Raw genomic sequence first — 13613 nt, forward strand, 5'->3', positions numbered from 1 at the left:
CAAAGACCCCGTGCTGATGTGATGTATCTCGCTGCTTTCAAACAACTACCCATGGGCCAGCAAACGGAGCGCCTGCTGCAGGCGGGCCACCACCTGGCCGACCGCGCCGAATACGGCTGCCGGCTGCAGCTATACGCCCTGGGCGACTTTTATGCGGAGATATGGCGGCTGGCCGGCGAGGAGCGGGTGCTGTTTATCAATCTTTTTCAAAACCCGGCCCAACTGCACCCCTGGCTGGAGGCCGTGCAGCTGCCGGAAGTATAGAAAGTAAAAAGCCGCTCCTGAGATGCAGAAGCGGCTTTTTTATACTTGGGTGTGTTGTTCTAAGCTTTGCAGCAGGGCTTCAATCTTGTCGGAATAAGCGTTTATTTTCTCCAGGCCGGCGCGGGCTTCCTCTATGTGCCCCCGCTTGTATTGGGTGGAAAGCTCGTAGCCGGTATCCAGCATTTGCTGGATGGTGCGCTCAATCTCGCGCACCTCGGGGCGCATGCTGTAGCGGGGTTTTACCACGGTGCGCAGCCACTCCCCCAGGGGGTTCTGGTACAGGGAAAACAGGGCATCATCCGCCTCGCGCACCCCGTAAAGCACGGAGCGCAGCCTCGACTTAAAGAGTACCTGTTTAATCCTGGCTTGCTGAAAATCCAGGCGGTTTATGTCCATGATGGCGCGGGTAACTGTCGGAAAGCAATAGGGAAATCCATTTTACCGGACAGTGGAATCAGGACGCTCCAGGGCCTGGCGGGCCAGCACCAGCTCGGTTACATCAAAGGCAAATACCGTGATACCGGCTTTTTCTGCGCCCTCCATGAAAAGCTGATAAGTAAAGTTGAGGTAGCTGCGCTGCAGCTGCCCGCTGCCGTCCCGGTCCAGCATAATATCCAGCTCGTTGCCGACAAAGGCTTCGCCGGTGTTGTAGACATTGTCGAGCAGGCTAATGAACCCTTGCTCTATTACTTCGGGCAGTACTTCAGCTACCGATTTGCCAATCAGCTGGCGGTGCGGGAACAGCTTCTGGTACTCCGGGTTCACGAACTCGAAGCGGTGCTCCGGCCCGCGCAGAATGCAGATCATGGCCGGGGTCTGCATAAACAAGTTGTAGAACGTCTCGCGCTGGGTTTCGGCCAGCTGATAGGCCTGGTAGGCCTGGTCGGAGAGTAGGGCCTGCTGCTCGTTGGTTTCCAGCAGCTCCTGTACCATTTGCTTCTGGTCGTGAATATCGGTGCCGCCGCCTACCCACATGGTAATTTCGTGGCGGGCATTGTAATGGGGCATAGCACGCATGAGTACCCAGCGGTACTGGCCATCGTGGCGGCGCAGGCGGTATTCTACCTGGTAGGGCTGACCAGTAGCTACGCTCTCATTCCACTGCTGCTGTACCCGGGCCTGGTCATCGGGGTGAATGTTATGAATCCACTGGCCATGCAGCTCCGCTTCCAAGGGCCGACCGGTAAACTGCAGCCAGCGGGAGCTGAAAAAGTCCCGCTCCCCCGTGGGCAGGGCCGTCCAGACCAGAATAGGCAAGGATTCCAGGATAAAGCGGTTGCGCTCCTGCTGCTCAGCCAGCTCCTGCTGCACCAGCTCGGCGCGGAGCTGGGCGTGGTGCTGCTCAGTTACGTCCTGGGTGCGCTGCAGAATAAACTGCAGTCTGCCTTCGGCATCCAGAATAGGGTAGTGCGTGGCCTGCCAGTAGAGCTCCTCCAAGCCGCCGCCCTGCTCCTCGGGGCGCTGCAGATCGTAGCGGATGAGCGGCATGACATGGGGCTCCAGATGCTGCCGCACATGCGCATGAGATTCCCGGATTACGGCTGCCGATTTCTCGTCCGTGGCCGGATAGGCCTCGAAAAAGGGCTTCCCTATCACCTCTTCCCGCTTTTTCAACGATACCGCTTCGTGGTTATCGGTGTTGTCAATGATAGTTGCGTCAGCATTGGGGGCAATGAGCAGGAAGTTCTCCGGCAGGGCGTGAAACAACTCCTGATAATTGACGGGAAAAGCAGAAACAGGCATAACAGTAGTAAAAACAGATTCAAGCGCTCCTCAAAACTAACGCGCAAGCAGGCAAAGCTACAACCTGGCTAAGCCTGGTGAAAGCGTATTCCCAAAAACAATGTAGCTACACAGCTACTACGCCTGGCCGGCCAGGCGTAGCATATGAATATGCGGAATGCCGTCTTCCAGGTACCCTTCGCCCACCTGCCGGAAACCAAAGCCCTCATAAAATTCCTGCAGATAACTCTGTGCCCCAATCTGAATGGGCTGCCCGCCCACCAGCGCATCAACGGCGGCAATAGCTTGGCGTAGTAGCTCGCGGCCCAGCCCAAAGCGCCGGGAGCGCGGGCTGACCACCACCCGCCCAATGCTGGCCTCGGGGTAGCTGATGCCCGGCCCGAACAGGCGGGCGTAGGCGGCCAGCTCGCCGGCCGGCGTGTAGCCCAGCAAGTGCCAGGCGGCCTGGTCCTGCCCGTCTATGTCCTGAAACGCACACGTCTGCTCCACCACAAACACCTCGCTGCGCAGCTGTAGCAGGGCATAGAGTTCGGCCAGGGTAAGTTCGGCAAAGGGTTTGGTGGTCCAGGTAAGGGTCATGGGAAAGCAGGTGAAGTACGCGGCAAAGGTAGGGGTGAGGCGGTTTGCAGCCTGCCGGAGGATTGCCGTAGTTTGAGGGCCGGGGCAAGCCAGGTATTAATGGCTTGGTAAAACCCGATTAGCTATAACATGAAAAGAATCCTACAGGACCACAGCTTTCAGCTCTCTATTATTCTGACGCTGATTTTTATGGGAACCGGAGTCGGGTTTTTATTTATGGGGCTTACCAATTACAGCTGGATACTGTTTGTGCTGCTGCCTATTGTGCTGGGTATTTCGATTGGTGCCATGCCGAATGGAAAATATACGTTTTGGGGTGCGGTTTTCGCGGCCGTTATTTTCCTGATGGCCATGTATATTCCGGGGCTCTCGGGCCTGCTATGCATTATTATGACGCTGCCGATTCTTATTCCGCTTATTTTCCTGGGATACGTTGTTGCGCATCTACTAAAGAAATATAAAGCGCTAAAATCAACCACTAATCTGCCGGTATTGCTGTTGCCGTTGCTGCCTTTTATGGTTGGCGCGCCGGTAGAATATTTTATGCATCCTCACCAACAGGAAATTGTGGAGGTGCGCACGGAGCAGGTGTATCCTTATACCCCCGAGCAGGTGTATGACGCCATAAAATCAGTGGATACGCTGGTGGCGGAAAAGCCTTTTCTGATGCAGTTTGATTTGCCCATTCCGGTAAAATGTGTCCTGGAAAAAGAAGCAGTAGGTGGCTTGCGCACCTGCTATTTTAAAGCCGGCAGCATGAGCAATGCCGATTTCGGTGGCGGAACCATTGTGGAGAAAATCACCCAGCTAGAAAAAGCAAAACTGCTGCGAATGGATGTGATTGACTACAATATGGTTGGCCGGAATTGGATTGGTTTTAAAGAAGCAATTTATTACTTCGATAAGGTTGGCAAGAATAGCTGCAAGCTCACGCGTGTTACAACATACACCTCCGAATTAACACCCAGATTTTATTGGGAGCCCTTGGAGAAATTAGGCATTGAGCAGGAACACGCCTATGTGCTCGATAATCTGGCCAATGATCTGAAGCGGAATTACGGTCAGCAAAAGGGCCGGGAATAACAGCGGAAGGAAGAGCAGGCAGAGTAGATTCCATTTCTTTTCCAACACAGCATCCCGCTTGCTCCGGCAAACCCACGCTTCATCCTACTCATTCTACACTTCAGCAACCTAAAATTTCATCGGCGGTAGCAGCCGGGCACCTTTGGCCCATACTTCTACCGCTACCCGATGAAACGACTGCTACCCCTGCTGCTCCTGCTGGCCGTCACGCTGCAACTGGCCGCCCAAACGCCTACCACGCTCAGTGGCACCGTGCATGACAACGCCGGCCACCCGCTGCCCGGCGTGAATGTGTTTCTCAAAACCACCTTCGATGGAGCCAGCACCGATTCGCTGGGCCGCTTCCGCTTCAGCACCCGCCAGACTGGCTCCTTGCCGCTGGTAGCCACGCTGCTGGGATATCAGCTGCAGGAGCAGGTGGTCACGCTGAACGGCAGCCCCCGGCAGCTGGCCCTGGTGCTCAAGCCCGTGCGCAACCAGCTCGGCGACGTGGTTATCACCTCCGGTACTTTCGACGCCAGTGATGACAAGCGTAAAACGGTGTTTTCGGCGCGGGATGTAGTCACCACGGCCGGCGCCTCGGCCGATGTGGCGGGCGCTTTTAATACCATGCCCGGCACCACGCGCAACGGGGAAGAGGGCAAGCTGTTTGTGCGCGGCGGCGCGGCCGGCGAAACTCGCCAGTACCTGGATGGCGTGCCGCTGCAAAGTCCCTACAATGCGGCTGTTTCAGGCATGCCGGCCCGGGGGCGTTTCTCACCCATGCTTTTCAAAGGCATGGCTTTCAGCACCGGCGGCTACTCGGCGGAGTACGGGCAGGCATTGTCGGCGGTGGTAGCGCTGAACTCCGAGGACCTGGCGCCGGAAACGCAGACGGGTATTTCGCTCTTTTCATTGGGTGGGGTGAGCCTGTCGCATCAGCAGCGCTTCGAGCGGTCCTCGGTAGCCGTTACCGGCGACTACATGAACATGCGGCCCTATTTTGGGCTGGTGCCCCAGCGCATGCTCCGGACTTATGAGTCGGGTGGGGGCTCGGTAGCTTTGCGGCAGAAAACCGGCAGTATGGGCATCCTGAAGGCCTACGGAGCTTTCACCAAACAGCACATTGAAGCCCTGCAGCCCGATGCCGAATGGGAGGGAGGCCGCCCCGTAGGGCTGCGCGCCGGCAACGCTTACATGAACACCACGTTCCGCAGCGCGGTGGTGCGGGGCTGGTCGGTGCAAACCGGCGTGGCCGCCACCCGCGACCAGCAAACTGCTCGCGTAGCTACGCAGGAAGCGGCCGGCCAGGAAATGCGTGAGCTGGAGCAGTCGGTGGTCAGCCGGCTGGTGCTCACCAACGACTCGGCCAGTGCCTACTGGAACCTGAAGCTGGGCATGGAAGGTCTGCTACAGCATAATGAGCAGCGCTACCTGGCGGCTCAGCGGGATACTGCCTTTCAGGTGCAGGAGCAGCGCGCCGCGGGCTTCGCCGAGTCGGATATTGCCTTTAGTAACCGGCTGGTGGGGCGCGTGGGAGGCCGGGTGGAGTACTCAGGGGTTCTGCACCGCTGGAATGCCGCGCCGCGCCTGGCCCTGGCGTATCAGCTGAATGAAAAAACGCAGCTTTCGGGAGCGTTTGGCTATTTCTACCAGAACCCGGCTACTGATTTGCTGTTGCGGGCCGCCCAGCCAGGCCAACTCCGCTTTGAGCGCGCCCGCCACTGGCAGCTTACCTATTTCCGCAGCTATGCCAACCGCACGCTGCGCGTGGAGGCCTACGCCAAAGCCTACGCCCAGCTGGTGCGCTACAACCCCAGCGCCACCCCCAACCCACTCACGCCCTTCGACCCGGCCACCTACCGCAGCACCGGCACGGGCTACGCCCGCGGCCTGGACGTGCTGTGGCGCGATAAAAAATCCATCAAAAACGGCGACTACTGGATTAGCTACGGGTTTCTGGATACCCGCCGCCAGCAGCGCCAGGACCCCGTGCTGGCCGTGCCCACCTTCGCCGCCCGGCACAACCTCTCGCTGGTAGGCAAATACTGGCTGAGCAAAGCCCACACGCTGGTGGGTGCCACCTACACTTACAACAGTCCGCGTGCATACTTCAACCCCAATAGCCCCGAGGGCTACAACCAGGGCCGGCTTCCCAGCTTCCAGGATTTCAGCCTGAATGCCAGCTACGTGACCACGCTGTGGAAGAACTTCACCATTGTGCATGTCTCGTGCACCAATGTGCTGGGGCGGCAGAATGTGTATGGCTACCGCTATGCCTCCACCAAAGACGCCAGCGGTCAGTACGCCAGCGTGGCCGTCATGCCCTCGGCCCCGCGCATGGTGTTCGTAGCCCTGCTGATTTCCATCAACAAAAAGCGCCCCGCCAATACCGACGAGGCTCCCGAATAACAGCCGCCGCTTTCAACACTTCATCCGGCTTATCCTACGCTTCAGCCACTTTTAGTTTCGGGCCGATGGGCTACCGACCACTTTTACAGCATACTCTTTCACTTCCTCCCAAACCAATCATTCTAACTTTTCTACTGCCATGAAAAACACCCTGCTTGTCCTCGCCCTCGCTGCCTGCTCATTCTCCGCCGCCGCTCAACCGTCGGCCGCTAAAGCCCCGGCCGCTGCTACGGCCGCCCCGGCCGGCTATACCGAGATGATGGCCGCCACTATTGCGGAGCTCAACAGCACCGGCGACCCGGCCAAACTCCTGGAAATTGCCAGCAAGTTTGAGCGGGCCGCCGCCGCTGCCCCCACTGATTGGCTACCCCAGTACTATCAGGCCTACGGCCGCATGCTGGCCTGCTTCACCAGCAAAGAAGACGGTGACGTGAAAGACAAATACCTGGATCAAGCGGAGGCTTCCTTGGCGCAGGCCCGCAAGCTGGGCGGCGACGAATCGGAGCTGTTGGTGCTGCAGGCCTATATCTATCAGGCCCGCCTGGGTATTTCGCCCATGGCCCGTTCAGGCAAGTATTCCCGCATGGTAATGGAGGTCTTGGAGCAGGCCAAAGCGCTGAACCCGGCCAACCCACGCATCTATCTGGTGCAGGGGAATAACCTCCATTTTACGCCCAAAATGTTTGGTGGCGGTCCCGAGGTGGCCAAGCCTGTGTTTGAAGAAGGGAAAGCCCGGTTTGCTGCTTTTAAGCCCGCCAACAGCCTGTCACCCAACTGGGGCGAAAGACAATTGCTCGGCCGCCTGAAGGCCTATGAGCAGGCAAGCCCCACGCAGGCCACTACGAAGTAAATACCAAACAAGCCCTGCGAAGAACTTTCGCAGGGCTTGTTTGGCTTGCGGCCGATGAAACCCAGAGGGCCTTTTCGGCCGAAGCTGGTGGCTTCATCCATTTCATAAAGCAGTTACTTGCCAGGAGTTATGCTGTTTCCGGCGTGCTCTACGGTTTATCCTCACTTTCAGCCTGTATCTTGCCGGGCCTGCCCGGCCGCCACGGGCTCTGGCCGGTTTTCATTATGTCTGCTTCTGCTTTGCCTCTGCCTGAAACTACGTTGCCACCCCTGCTTGCTCCGCGTACCTGGCTGCGCGTGCTGATGATGTTGCTCCTGTTATCAGTAGTTATCACGGCATTTTCCTGTACCCAGTGTTGGGGAGACTGGGAGCGGCTGCTGATTACCTTCATCATCACCTTTGCCTACAGTACCGGGTTGTGGCTCACTAATGGCTTTGCCGTAGATTGGCTGAACCGCTATGCCAGCTGGAAAGAAAGCCTGACCAGGCGGCTGGTGCTCACGTTGCTGGTATCGTTAGGGGGCTCGTTGCTGGTTATTGTGGCCATTAACGCGGCGTGGCGGATAATTCTGATGGACGCTACCCTGGCCTCCCTGGTATCAAAGCCAGAATGGAGTGGGTACGCTTTCCCTTTGCTGATTACCGTTATCTGCTCGCTGATCATGCACAGCCGCTCCTTTTTGCTGAGCTGGCGCGAAGCCCTGGTGCGCAACGAGCGGCTGCAGAAGGAAATGGCCCAGGCTGAAGCCGAAACCCTGCGCCAGCAGCTGGACCCGCACTTTCTCTTTAACTCCCTGAACGCCCTTACCTCCCTGGTGGAAGAGCAGCCGCAGCTGGCCGTGCGGTTTATCCGGCAGCTCTCGCAGGTGTACCGCTACGTGCTGGCTGCCCGCGGGCGGGAGGTGGTTTCGCTGCGCGATGAGCTGGAATTTGCCAAGTCCTTTCTGTTTCTGCAGCGCATCCGCTACGGCGAGGCCCTGCAGGTAACGCTGCCCCCGCTGAGCAGCATTTCGCCCCAGGCCGTGGTGCCACCGCTCAGCCTGCAGCTGCTCCTGGAAAATGCGCTGAAGCACAACGTGGCCACTTCCAGCCAGCCTCTGCAGGTGGCTATTGAGCTGGATGAAGCCGGGCGGCACCTGCGCGTACGAAACTCCCTGCGCCCGCGCCGGGTAGCGCCAGGGGAGTGTGCGGGCATCGGCCTGCCCAATCTCACGGGCCGCTACCGCCACCTCACTACAGAGCCCGTGCAGATAGTCCGCAGCGACACCGAATTTGTGGTCACCTTACCCGTGCTGGAACTCACTACGGCCTGATTTCTACCCCATGAATGCTTTCATCATTGAAGATGAGCCCCTGGCAGCCCGCCGCCTCACCGACCTGCTGCGCCGTCAGGAGCAACCCGTAAACGTGCTGGCCACAGCCGATACCGTAGAGGCCGCCGTGGTGCTGCTGGAAACCGCCTCCACGCCGCCCGATGTGCTGTTTCTGGACATTCACCTGGCTGATGGCCTGAGCTTCGAGCTGTTTGAAAAAACGCCGGTGCGCTGCCCGGTCATCTTCACCACCGCCTATGATCAGTACGCCCTGCGGGCCTTCAAGGTGAACAGCATTGACTACCTGCTCAAGCCTATTGATGCCGAAGAACTGGGCGCCGCCCTGCAAAAGCTGCGCAGCCTGCGCGGGGCCTCATCCGCAGCTGCTCCGGCTCCCGTCTTCGATGCGGCCTTGCTTACGCAGGTACTACAGCAGCTGCAGCCCCAACAGCAGCAGTACAAAAAGCAGTTTGTAGTGAAGGTGGGCGAGCATCTGAAGGTGATTCCCGTGGAGCAGATCAGCTACTTCTTCAGCCAGGAAAAAGCCACCTTCCTGCAAACCCGCGAAAGCCGCCGCTTTGTGCTGGACCAAACCCTGGAGCAGCTGGAAAAGCTGCTGGACCCCCGCCAGTTTTTCCGCCTGAACCGGGCGTATTTCGTGCAGCACGATGCCATTCAGGACATCATTCATTACACCAATAGCCGCCTGAAAACCACCCTGAAGCCCGCCAGCCCCGAGGGCGACGTGCTGGTAAGCCGGGAGCGGGTACCCGCGTTCCGGGCCTGGCTGGAGCGGTAGCGCCCGGGCGCCCACCTAGCCGAGCCCGTCCAGCTCCCGCTGAAATGCTTCCAGAAACAGGCCTACGTGGTAGCCATCGGCCAAGCCGTGGTGTACGTTTACGGCTACGGGCATGAGCAGCTTCTCGCACTCGCGGCGGTAGCGGCCTACGGATATTTTCGGGACGCTGTCGGGGTAGGCAAAGTGGCGGGCGTGGGTGAGGCCGGTGAAGGCAATCCAGGGAATGGCCGAGAAGTGAATGACATCGGGCCGGGCGGCGGAGTCGCTCAGCCGCAGGCCGGTTGAATCGGCCACCGCTTCCATTTCCTGCCGCAGACCCCCGGTAAATGCGGCCAAGGACTCGGCGTAGGGTACAAAGGAAAAGGCGAAGGTGTTGTCGGCGCGGGTGAGGGTGGCGGAAACGTGAATCTGGTCATACAGATACACTTGGCCCTCTTCTATGCGGTAGCGCATAGCTTCTACCTGGTTCACTGCTTTGAGGGCAGCGTGCAGGTAGTGCTGAAAAAACGACTCGCCGGCGGCCTTGGCGCGCTGGTAGGCGCGGGCCCCATCTACCTCGGCCACCACCCCAAAAAAGGGCTCATTGAAGGCGGAGAAAAAGGCGAAATGCTCGCGGCGGTTCCAGGTAGAAAGATCAATCGGCTGCTTCATGGGCGGCAAGTTCGGTAACTTTGCGGGCCTTTTCTGCCCGTTCAGCTGCCAAAATGCAGCCGGCCGGGCCACTTTATCTGCTTTCCGTATGCCTGCTCCCGTGCTTATTGCCTTTGATGCCGATGACACCCTGTGGCCCAATCAGCCGCACTTCGACTACGCCGAGGCGCAGCTCTACACGCTGCTCACGCACTACGCCGATGCCGGTACGCTGGGCCGCCATTTCTACGAGGTGCAGCGCCAGAACATGCACCTGTTCGGCTACGGCGCCAAGTCGTTTATGCTGTCCATGATTGAAACCATCATTCAGCTGACCGAAGGGGCCGTAACCGGCACGGAAATCCACCATATTCTAACCGAAGGCAAACGCCTGCTCGACTTCCCCATTGAGCTGCTGCCTGGCGTGCCGGAAGTGCTGAACACCCTGCGCCAGCGCGGCCAGCGCCTGATGCTGCTCACCAAAGGCGACCTGTTCGACCAGGAAAGCAAGCTGGCCCGCTCCGGCCTCGGCGACTACTTCGACCACGTGGAGATTGTAAGTGAAAAGAACGAGGCTACCTACCAGCGCATCCTCAGCCGCTACCAGGTGCTGCCGGAGAATTTCATCATGATTGGCAACTCCCTGAAGTCGGACATTCTGCCGGTGGCGCGCCTGGGTGCCCGCGCTGTACACGTGCCCTACCATACCACCTGGGCCATGGAAGAAGTGCCCGCCGAGGAGCTGGCCGGCATACCATTCCATCGGATTACAGCCTTATCAGAAGTACTGCAGCTGTTGAAATAAGAAAACAACGGTCATGTCGAGCGTAGTCGAGACATCTCGCGTGCTGACGTTGCAGTGGTATACTACACTAGCGAGATGCTTCGACTGCGCTCAGCATGACAATTACTATTGTAATGTCAGCACGCGATAGTCTTTGGGTTCGCCTCTGCATGAGAGCGTTTCAATTTTAATGCTTCCCTTTACTCACCCTCCAGCCAGCTTTTCACGGCCCCGGCTTTTTCGCGGCTTACCAGTACCTCATCAGCTGGGGCGGGATGTAGATCCAGCTTTAGCTTGCCGTTAAAATGAGGGTGCAGGCGCTGCACGGCTGGCAACTGGGCAATAAACTGGCGGTTGAGGCGGAAGAACTGGTGAGCATCCAGCACCTGCTCCAGCTGCTCCAGGGTGTAGTCTATCAGGTAGCGCTGGCCGCTGCGGGTTACCAGCGTCACGGTTTCGTGGCGGCTCTGAAACCAGGCAATATCGGTGGTATGAATGGGCAACAGCTGCTCGCCCTGGCGCACCAGAAAACGGGTTTTGGGCGCCGGGCTGCTGGCTGAGGTATTCAAGAGCGGCTGCAATTGCTGGGCTACCTCCGAGGCGGCCGGGCGGTGCCACTGCCGCAGCTTTTGCAGGGCCGCCTGCAACTCCGTCAGCTTAATGGGTTTCAGCAGATAGTCTACGCTGTGGGTTTTAAACGCCTGCAGGGCATACTGATCATAGGCGGTGGTGAAGATAACCGGGCTGGAAACCACCAGCTGATCAAACACATCCAGACTGATGCCATCGGCCAAATGAATGTCGGCCAGAATCAGGTCGGGGGCGGGGTGGGTTTGCAGCCACTCCACGGCGCCGGTTACGGTATCCAGCTGGGCTACTATCTGCGCCTCGGGCGCGGCCTGACTAAGCAGGCGCTGCAGCCGCTCAGCGGCGGGGTATTCATCTTCGAGTATTAAAACGCGCATAGATTTCAGGCTGTGCCCGCCAGGGAATGAGCGTTAGCGGTGGCCGGGAGGAGCGGCAAATGAACGGTGAAGTCGGTGGCCGTATCCAGCACCTGCACGGGTAGCTGCGGAGCCAGCAGGGCATACCTTTCCCGGATGTTGCGCAGCCCCATGCCGGTGCCCGGGGCCAGGGTAGTGCGGGGGCGGCGGACGTTGTGCACCACCAGCCAGCCATCGTGCGCCGATACTTCTACCTGGAGGGGATACTGGCGGGAAGCTTCGTTGTGCTTGAGCGCATTTTCCAGCAGGAGCTGCACGCTGAGCGGGGCTACGTGCTGGTCCAGCAGCGTGGGTGGTACCTGTATTTCAACCTGCAGATTATCGCGCAGACGGGCTTTTTGCAGCGCTACGTAAGCTTCCACAAACGCCAGTTCGTCTCGCAGGGGCACGGTGCTTTGTTCCCGGCTCAGCAGCACGTAGCGGTATACATCGGCCAGCTGCTCCACAAACTGCTGGGCCGGCTCATTCTCGGGCTCAATAAAAGCCGAGAGAGTATTGAGGGAGTTGAAGAGGAAGTGCGGATCCAGCTGCTGCTGCAGGGCTTCCAGCTGGGCCCGCTGACTGGCACTTTGCAGCTGCTCGGCGCGGCGCACGTTTTCCTCCCATTGCCGGAAAAAATTCCAGCTTTCGTAAATCAGCTGCACCACCACCGTCGGTACCATATTCAGCCCGAATTCAAAGAAAAAAGTGGGAATGCTGAGCTGCCCGCCATGGCTGTGGGCTTCAATGGAGCCCAAAACCAGCGTAACGACGGCCGTAATCAGGGTGTTGATAATGGCCAGCAGCCACAGCCGCTTCCTCGTTTGCTCCACCCGCGGATAGCGCCTGAACAAGTACCGCCACAAAGCCCGCCCGGTCAGCCAGAAGCAGGCCGTAAAGCCCATCGATATCGGCCAGGCTATCAGAAACTGCGTCAGGGAAGAAATGTGCAGCAGGCCTCTTGGTAGCATGACCAGGATCGAGAGAATGGGGATTCCCAGGAGCAGAAAGCGGCGGTCATTCATACCGGCAAATGTAGAAGAATATGGGAGCTGGCGTGGTGGCGGCAAGGTGCTGTTTTTGTCAGATAAAGTTGCCCGTCATGCAGAAGCAAAGCCGAAGCATCTCGCTAGTGTGGTATACCACCACAACATCAGCACGCGAGATGCTTCGGCTTCGCCTCTGCATGACGTTCCTTTACCCAAAACATCCATGTGTTATTAACGGCGGGGCAGCTTGCGCACAAACCCCTGTACAGCCTGGTTAAACTCTTTGGGGTTGTCCAGGAACGGCATGTGCTTGCCCGGTAGTACCACTACGCGCTGCTGCGGGAACCGGAAGGACTTATAGTGCTCAGGGCCGGTCATGTAATCCTGCTGGCCGGTGAGCACCAGTACAGGCATGGTAAGTGAAGCCGTAGCCGGGGTGAAGTCCTGCACGTAGCGGCCGGGAGCCTTGAACATATTGGCGGCGAAGTCGTGGTTGCTAGTCTGGTCTTTCATCACGCGGTTCACGCGGGCAGCGGTGGAATCGGAGGCGTACTGCAGCTGGTTGTATAGCTTTTGCTGCTGCAGCATGGCCAACACCATGAAGTAGCGCTGGGGTAGGGGCGCGGCGGCATCCAGCGGCGGACGAGTAGCAGCAGGCAACAGGTTGTAGCCGTAGGAGGTGGTGCTTTCCATGGCGGCTGGCAGGTTCAGAATGCTGTTCACCAGAATAAGCGCCTGCACGTGTTGGGGATACTTCTGAGCGTAAGCCGTGGCAATAATGCCGCCGAAGGAATGCGCCATTACTACCCATTTTTCCAGGTGCAGCTGCTGGCGTATTTCTTCCAGATCCTCTACCTGCCGCTCCAGGGAATAGTTGAGCTTAGCGTCGCTGGCCGAGCGGCCACTACCGCGCTGGTCCACATAAATCATTTGGAGCTTTTCTTCCAGGGGCTGGCCGGCCAGCTTCTCAAACCCGTAGCTGCCGGCCCCGGGGCCGCCGTGCACAAATACGCATGGCGTGCCTTTACCCGCTACCCGCACATACAGCGCCACCCCATCAGAAGTAGTAACCGGCGTTGTGCCATTGGTTAGCGCGCTGGCCTGCAATTGCAGCGGCTGGCTGAGCAGGAACATCAAACCAAACAAAACCAGGGCGGAGCGGAAGAGAGAGTTCATAAAGGAGGAAAGTGAGAGTACAAGAATGG

The 13613-nt window shown here is 58.6% G+C and carries 14 protein-coding genes; 7 read left to right on the forward strand and 7 right to left on the reverse strand.

Going from position 1 to position 13613, the window contains the following annotated elements:
- The first annotated feature begins 18 nt into the window (after positions 1 to 18).
- On the forward strand, positions 19 to 264 hold the full coding sequence (locus AM218_RS03450) for a hypothetical protein (RefSeq protein ID WP_157547501.1): 246 nt from the start codon (positions 19 to 21) through the stop codon (positions 262 to 264).
- A 39-nt stretch (positions 265 to 303) separates the two neighbouring features.
- Here AM218_RS03450 and AM218_RS03455 read toward each other — a convergent pair whose 3' ends face one another.
- The 3 genes from AM218_RS03455 to AM218_RS03465 all read right to left on the reverse strand — a co-directional run bounded on the left by AM218_RS03455 (position 304) and on the right by AM218_RS03465 (position 2586).
- Complete coding sequence (locus AM218_RS03455; RefSeq protein WP_054411883.1) at positions 304 to 660, reverse strand: hypothetical protein; 357 nt, start codon at positions 658 to 660, stop codon at positions 304 to 306.
- A gap of 42 nt (positions 661 to 702) precedes the next feature.
- Positions 703 to 2007 carry a PAS domain-containing protein gene (locus tag AM218_RS03460; RefSeq protein WP_071843684.1) on the reverse strand — a complete coding sequence of 435 codons (1305 nt, stop codon included), beginning with the start codon at positions 2005 to 2007 and terminating at the stop codon, positions 703 to 705.
- 117 nt (positions 2008 to 2124) lie between these two features.
- Positions 2125 to 2586, reverse strand: coding sequence for a GNAT family N-acetyltransferase (locus AM218_RS03465; protein WP_054411885.1), 462 nt, complete (start codon positions 2584 to 2586; stop codon positions 2125 to 2127).
- Between the two features lie 249 nt (positions 2587 to 2835).
- Here AM218_RS03465 and AM218_RS03470 point away from each other — a divergent pair, with 249 nt between their 5' ends.
- The 5 genes from AM218_RS03470 to AM218_RS03490 all read left to right on the forward strand — a co-directional run bounded on the left by AM218_RS03470 (position 2836) and on the right by AM218_RS03490 (position 9022).
- Positions 2836 to 3669 carry a polyketide cyclase gene (locus AM218_RS03470; protein ID WP_231717538.1) on the forward strand — a complete coding sequence of 278 codons (834 nt, stop codon included), beginning with the start codon at positions 2836 to 2838 and terminating at the stop codon, positions 3667 to 3669.
- 168 nt (positions 3670 to 3837) lie between these two features.
- On the forward strand, positions 3838 to 6060 hold the full coding sequence (locus tag AM218_RS03475; RefSeq protein WP_054411887.1) for a TonB-dependent receptor: 2223 nt from the start codon (positions 3838 to 3840) through the stop codon (positions 6058 to 6060).
- A 139-nt stretch (positions 6061 to 6199) separates the two neighbouring features.
- Positions 6200 to 6910: a hypothetical protein gene (locus AM218_RS03480; RefSeq protein ID WP_054411889.1), complete on the forward strand. Its 711-nt coding sequence runs from the start codon at positions 6200 to 6202 to the stop codon at positions 6908 to 6910.
- A gap of 224 nt (positions 6911 to 7134) precedes the next feature.
- Positions 7135 to 8223 carry a sensor histidine kinase gene (locus tag AM218_RS03485; RefSeq protein ID WP_157547502.1) on the forward strand — a complete coding sequence of 363 codons (1089 nt, stop codon included), beginning with the start codon at positions 7135 to 7137 and terminating at the stop codon, positions 8221 to 8223.
- Positions 8224 to 8233: 10 nt separating this feature from the next.
- Positions 8234 to 9022 (forward strand): LytR/AlgR family response regulator transcription factor, encoded by a 789-nt coding sequence (locus AM218_RS03490; RefSeq protein ID WP_054411891.1) that lies wholly within the window; start codon positions 8234 to 8236, stop codon positions 9020 to 9022.
- A 15-nt stretch (positions 9023 to 9037) separates the two neighbouring features.
- Here the strand turns inward: AM218_RS03490 and AM218_RS03495 are convergent, their stop codons facing one another.
- Positions 9038 to 9673 (reverse strand): chloramphenicol acetyltransferase, encoded by a 636-nt coding sequence (locus tag AM218_RS03495; protein ID WP_054411892.1) that lies wholly within the window; start codon positions 9671 to 9673, stop codon positions 9038 to 9040.
- 88 nt (positions 9674 to 9761) lie between these two features.
- On the opposite strand from AM218_RS03495, the gene AM218_RS03500 reads away from it, so the two are divergent.
- A complete protein-coding gene (locus AM218_RS03500; protein WP_054415255.1) occupies positions 9762 to 10457 on the forward strand; it encodes an HAD family hydrolase in 696 nt (231 codons plus the stop codon).
- A gap of 179 nt (positions 10458 to 10636) precedes the next feature.
- Here the strand turns inward: AM218_RS03500 and AM218_RS03505 are convergent, their stop codons facing one another.
- The 3 genes from AM218_RS03505 to AM218_RS03515 form a co-directional block, all read right to left on the reverse strand.
- Positions 10637 to 11401: a LytR/AlgR family response regulator transcription factor gene (locus AM218_RS03505; RefSeq protein ID WP_054411894.1), complete on the reverse strand. Its 765-nt coding sequence runs from the start codon at positions 11399 to 11401 to the stop codon at positions 10637 to 10639.
- 5 nt (positions 11402 to 11406) lie between these two features.
- Positions 11407 to 12444 carry a sensor histidine kinase gene (locus AM218_RS03510; protein WP_054411896.1) on the reverse strand — a complete coding sequence of 346 codons (1038 nt, stop codon included), beginning with the start codon at positions 12442 to 12444 and terminating at the stop codon, positions 11407 to 11409.
- A 195-nt stretch (positions 12445 to 12639) separates the two neighbouring features.
- Positions 12640 to 13584: an alpha/beta fold hydrolase gene (locus tag AM218_RS03515; protein ID WP_082318047.1), complete on the reverse strand. Its 945-nt coding sequence runs from the start codon at positions 13582 to 13584 to the stop codon at positions 12640 to 12642.
- Positions 13585 to 13613: the final 29 nt, after the last annotated feature.

It is taken from the genome of Hymenobacter sp. DG25A, from assembly GCF_001280305.1.
GTDB lineage: Bacteria > Bacteroidota > Bacteroidia > Cytophagales > Hymenobacteraceae > Hymenobacter.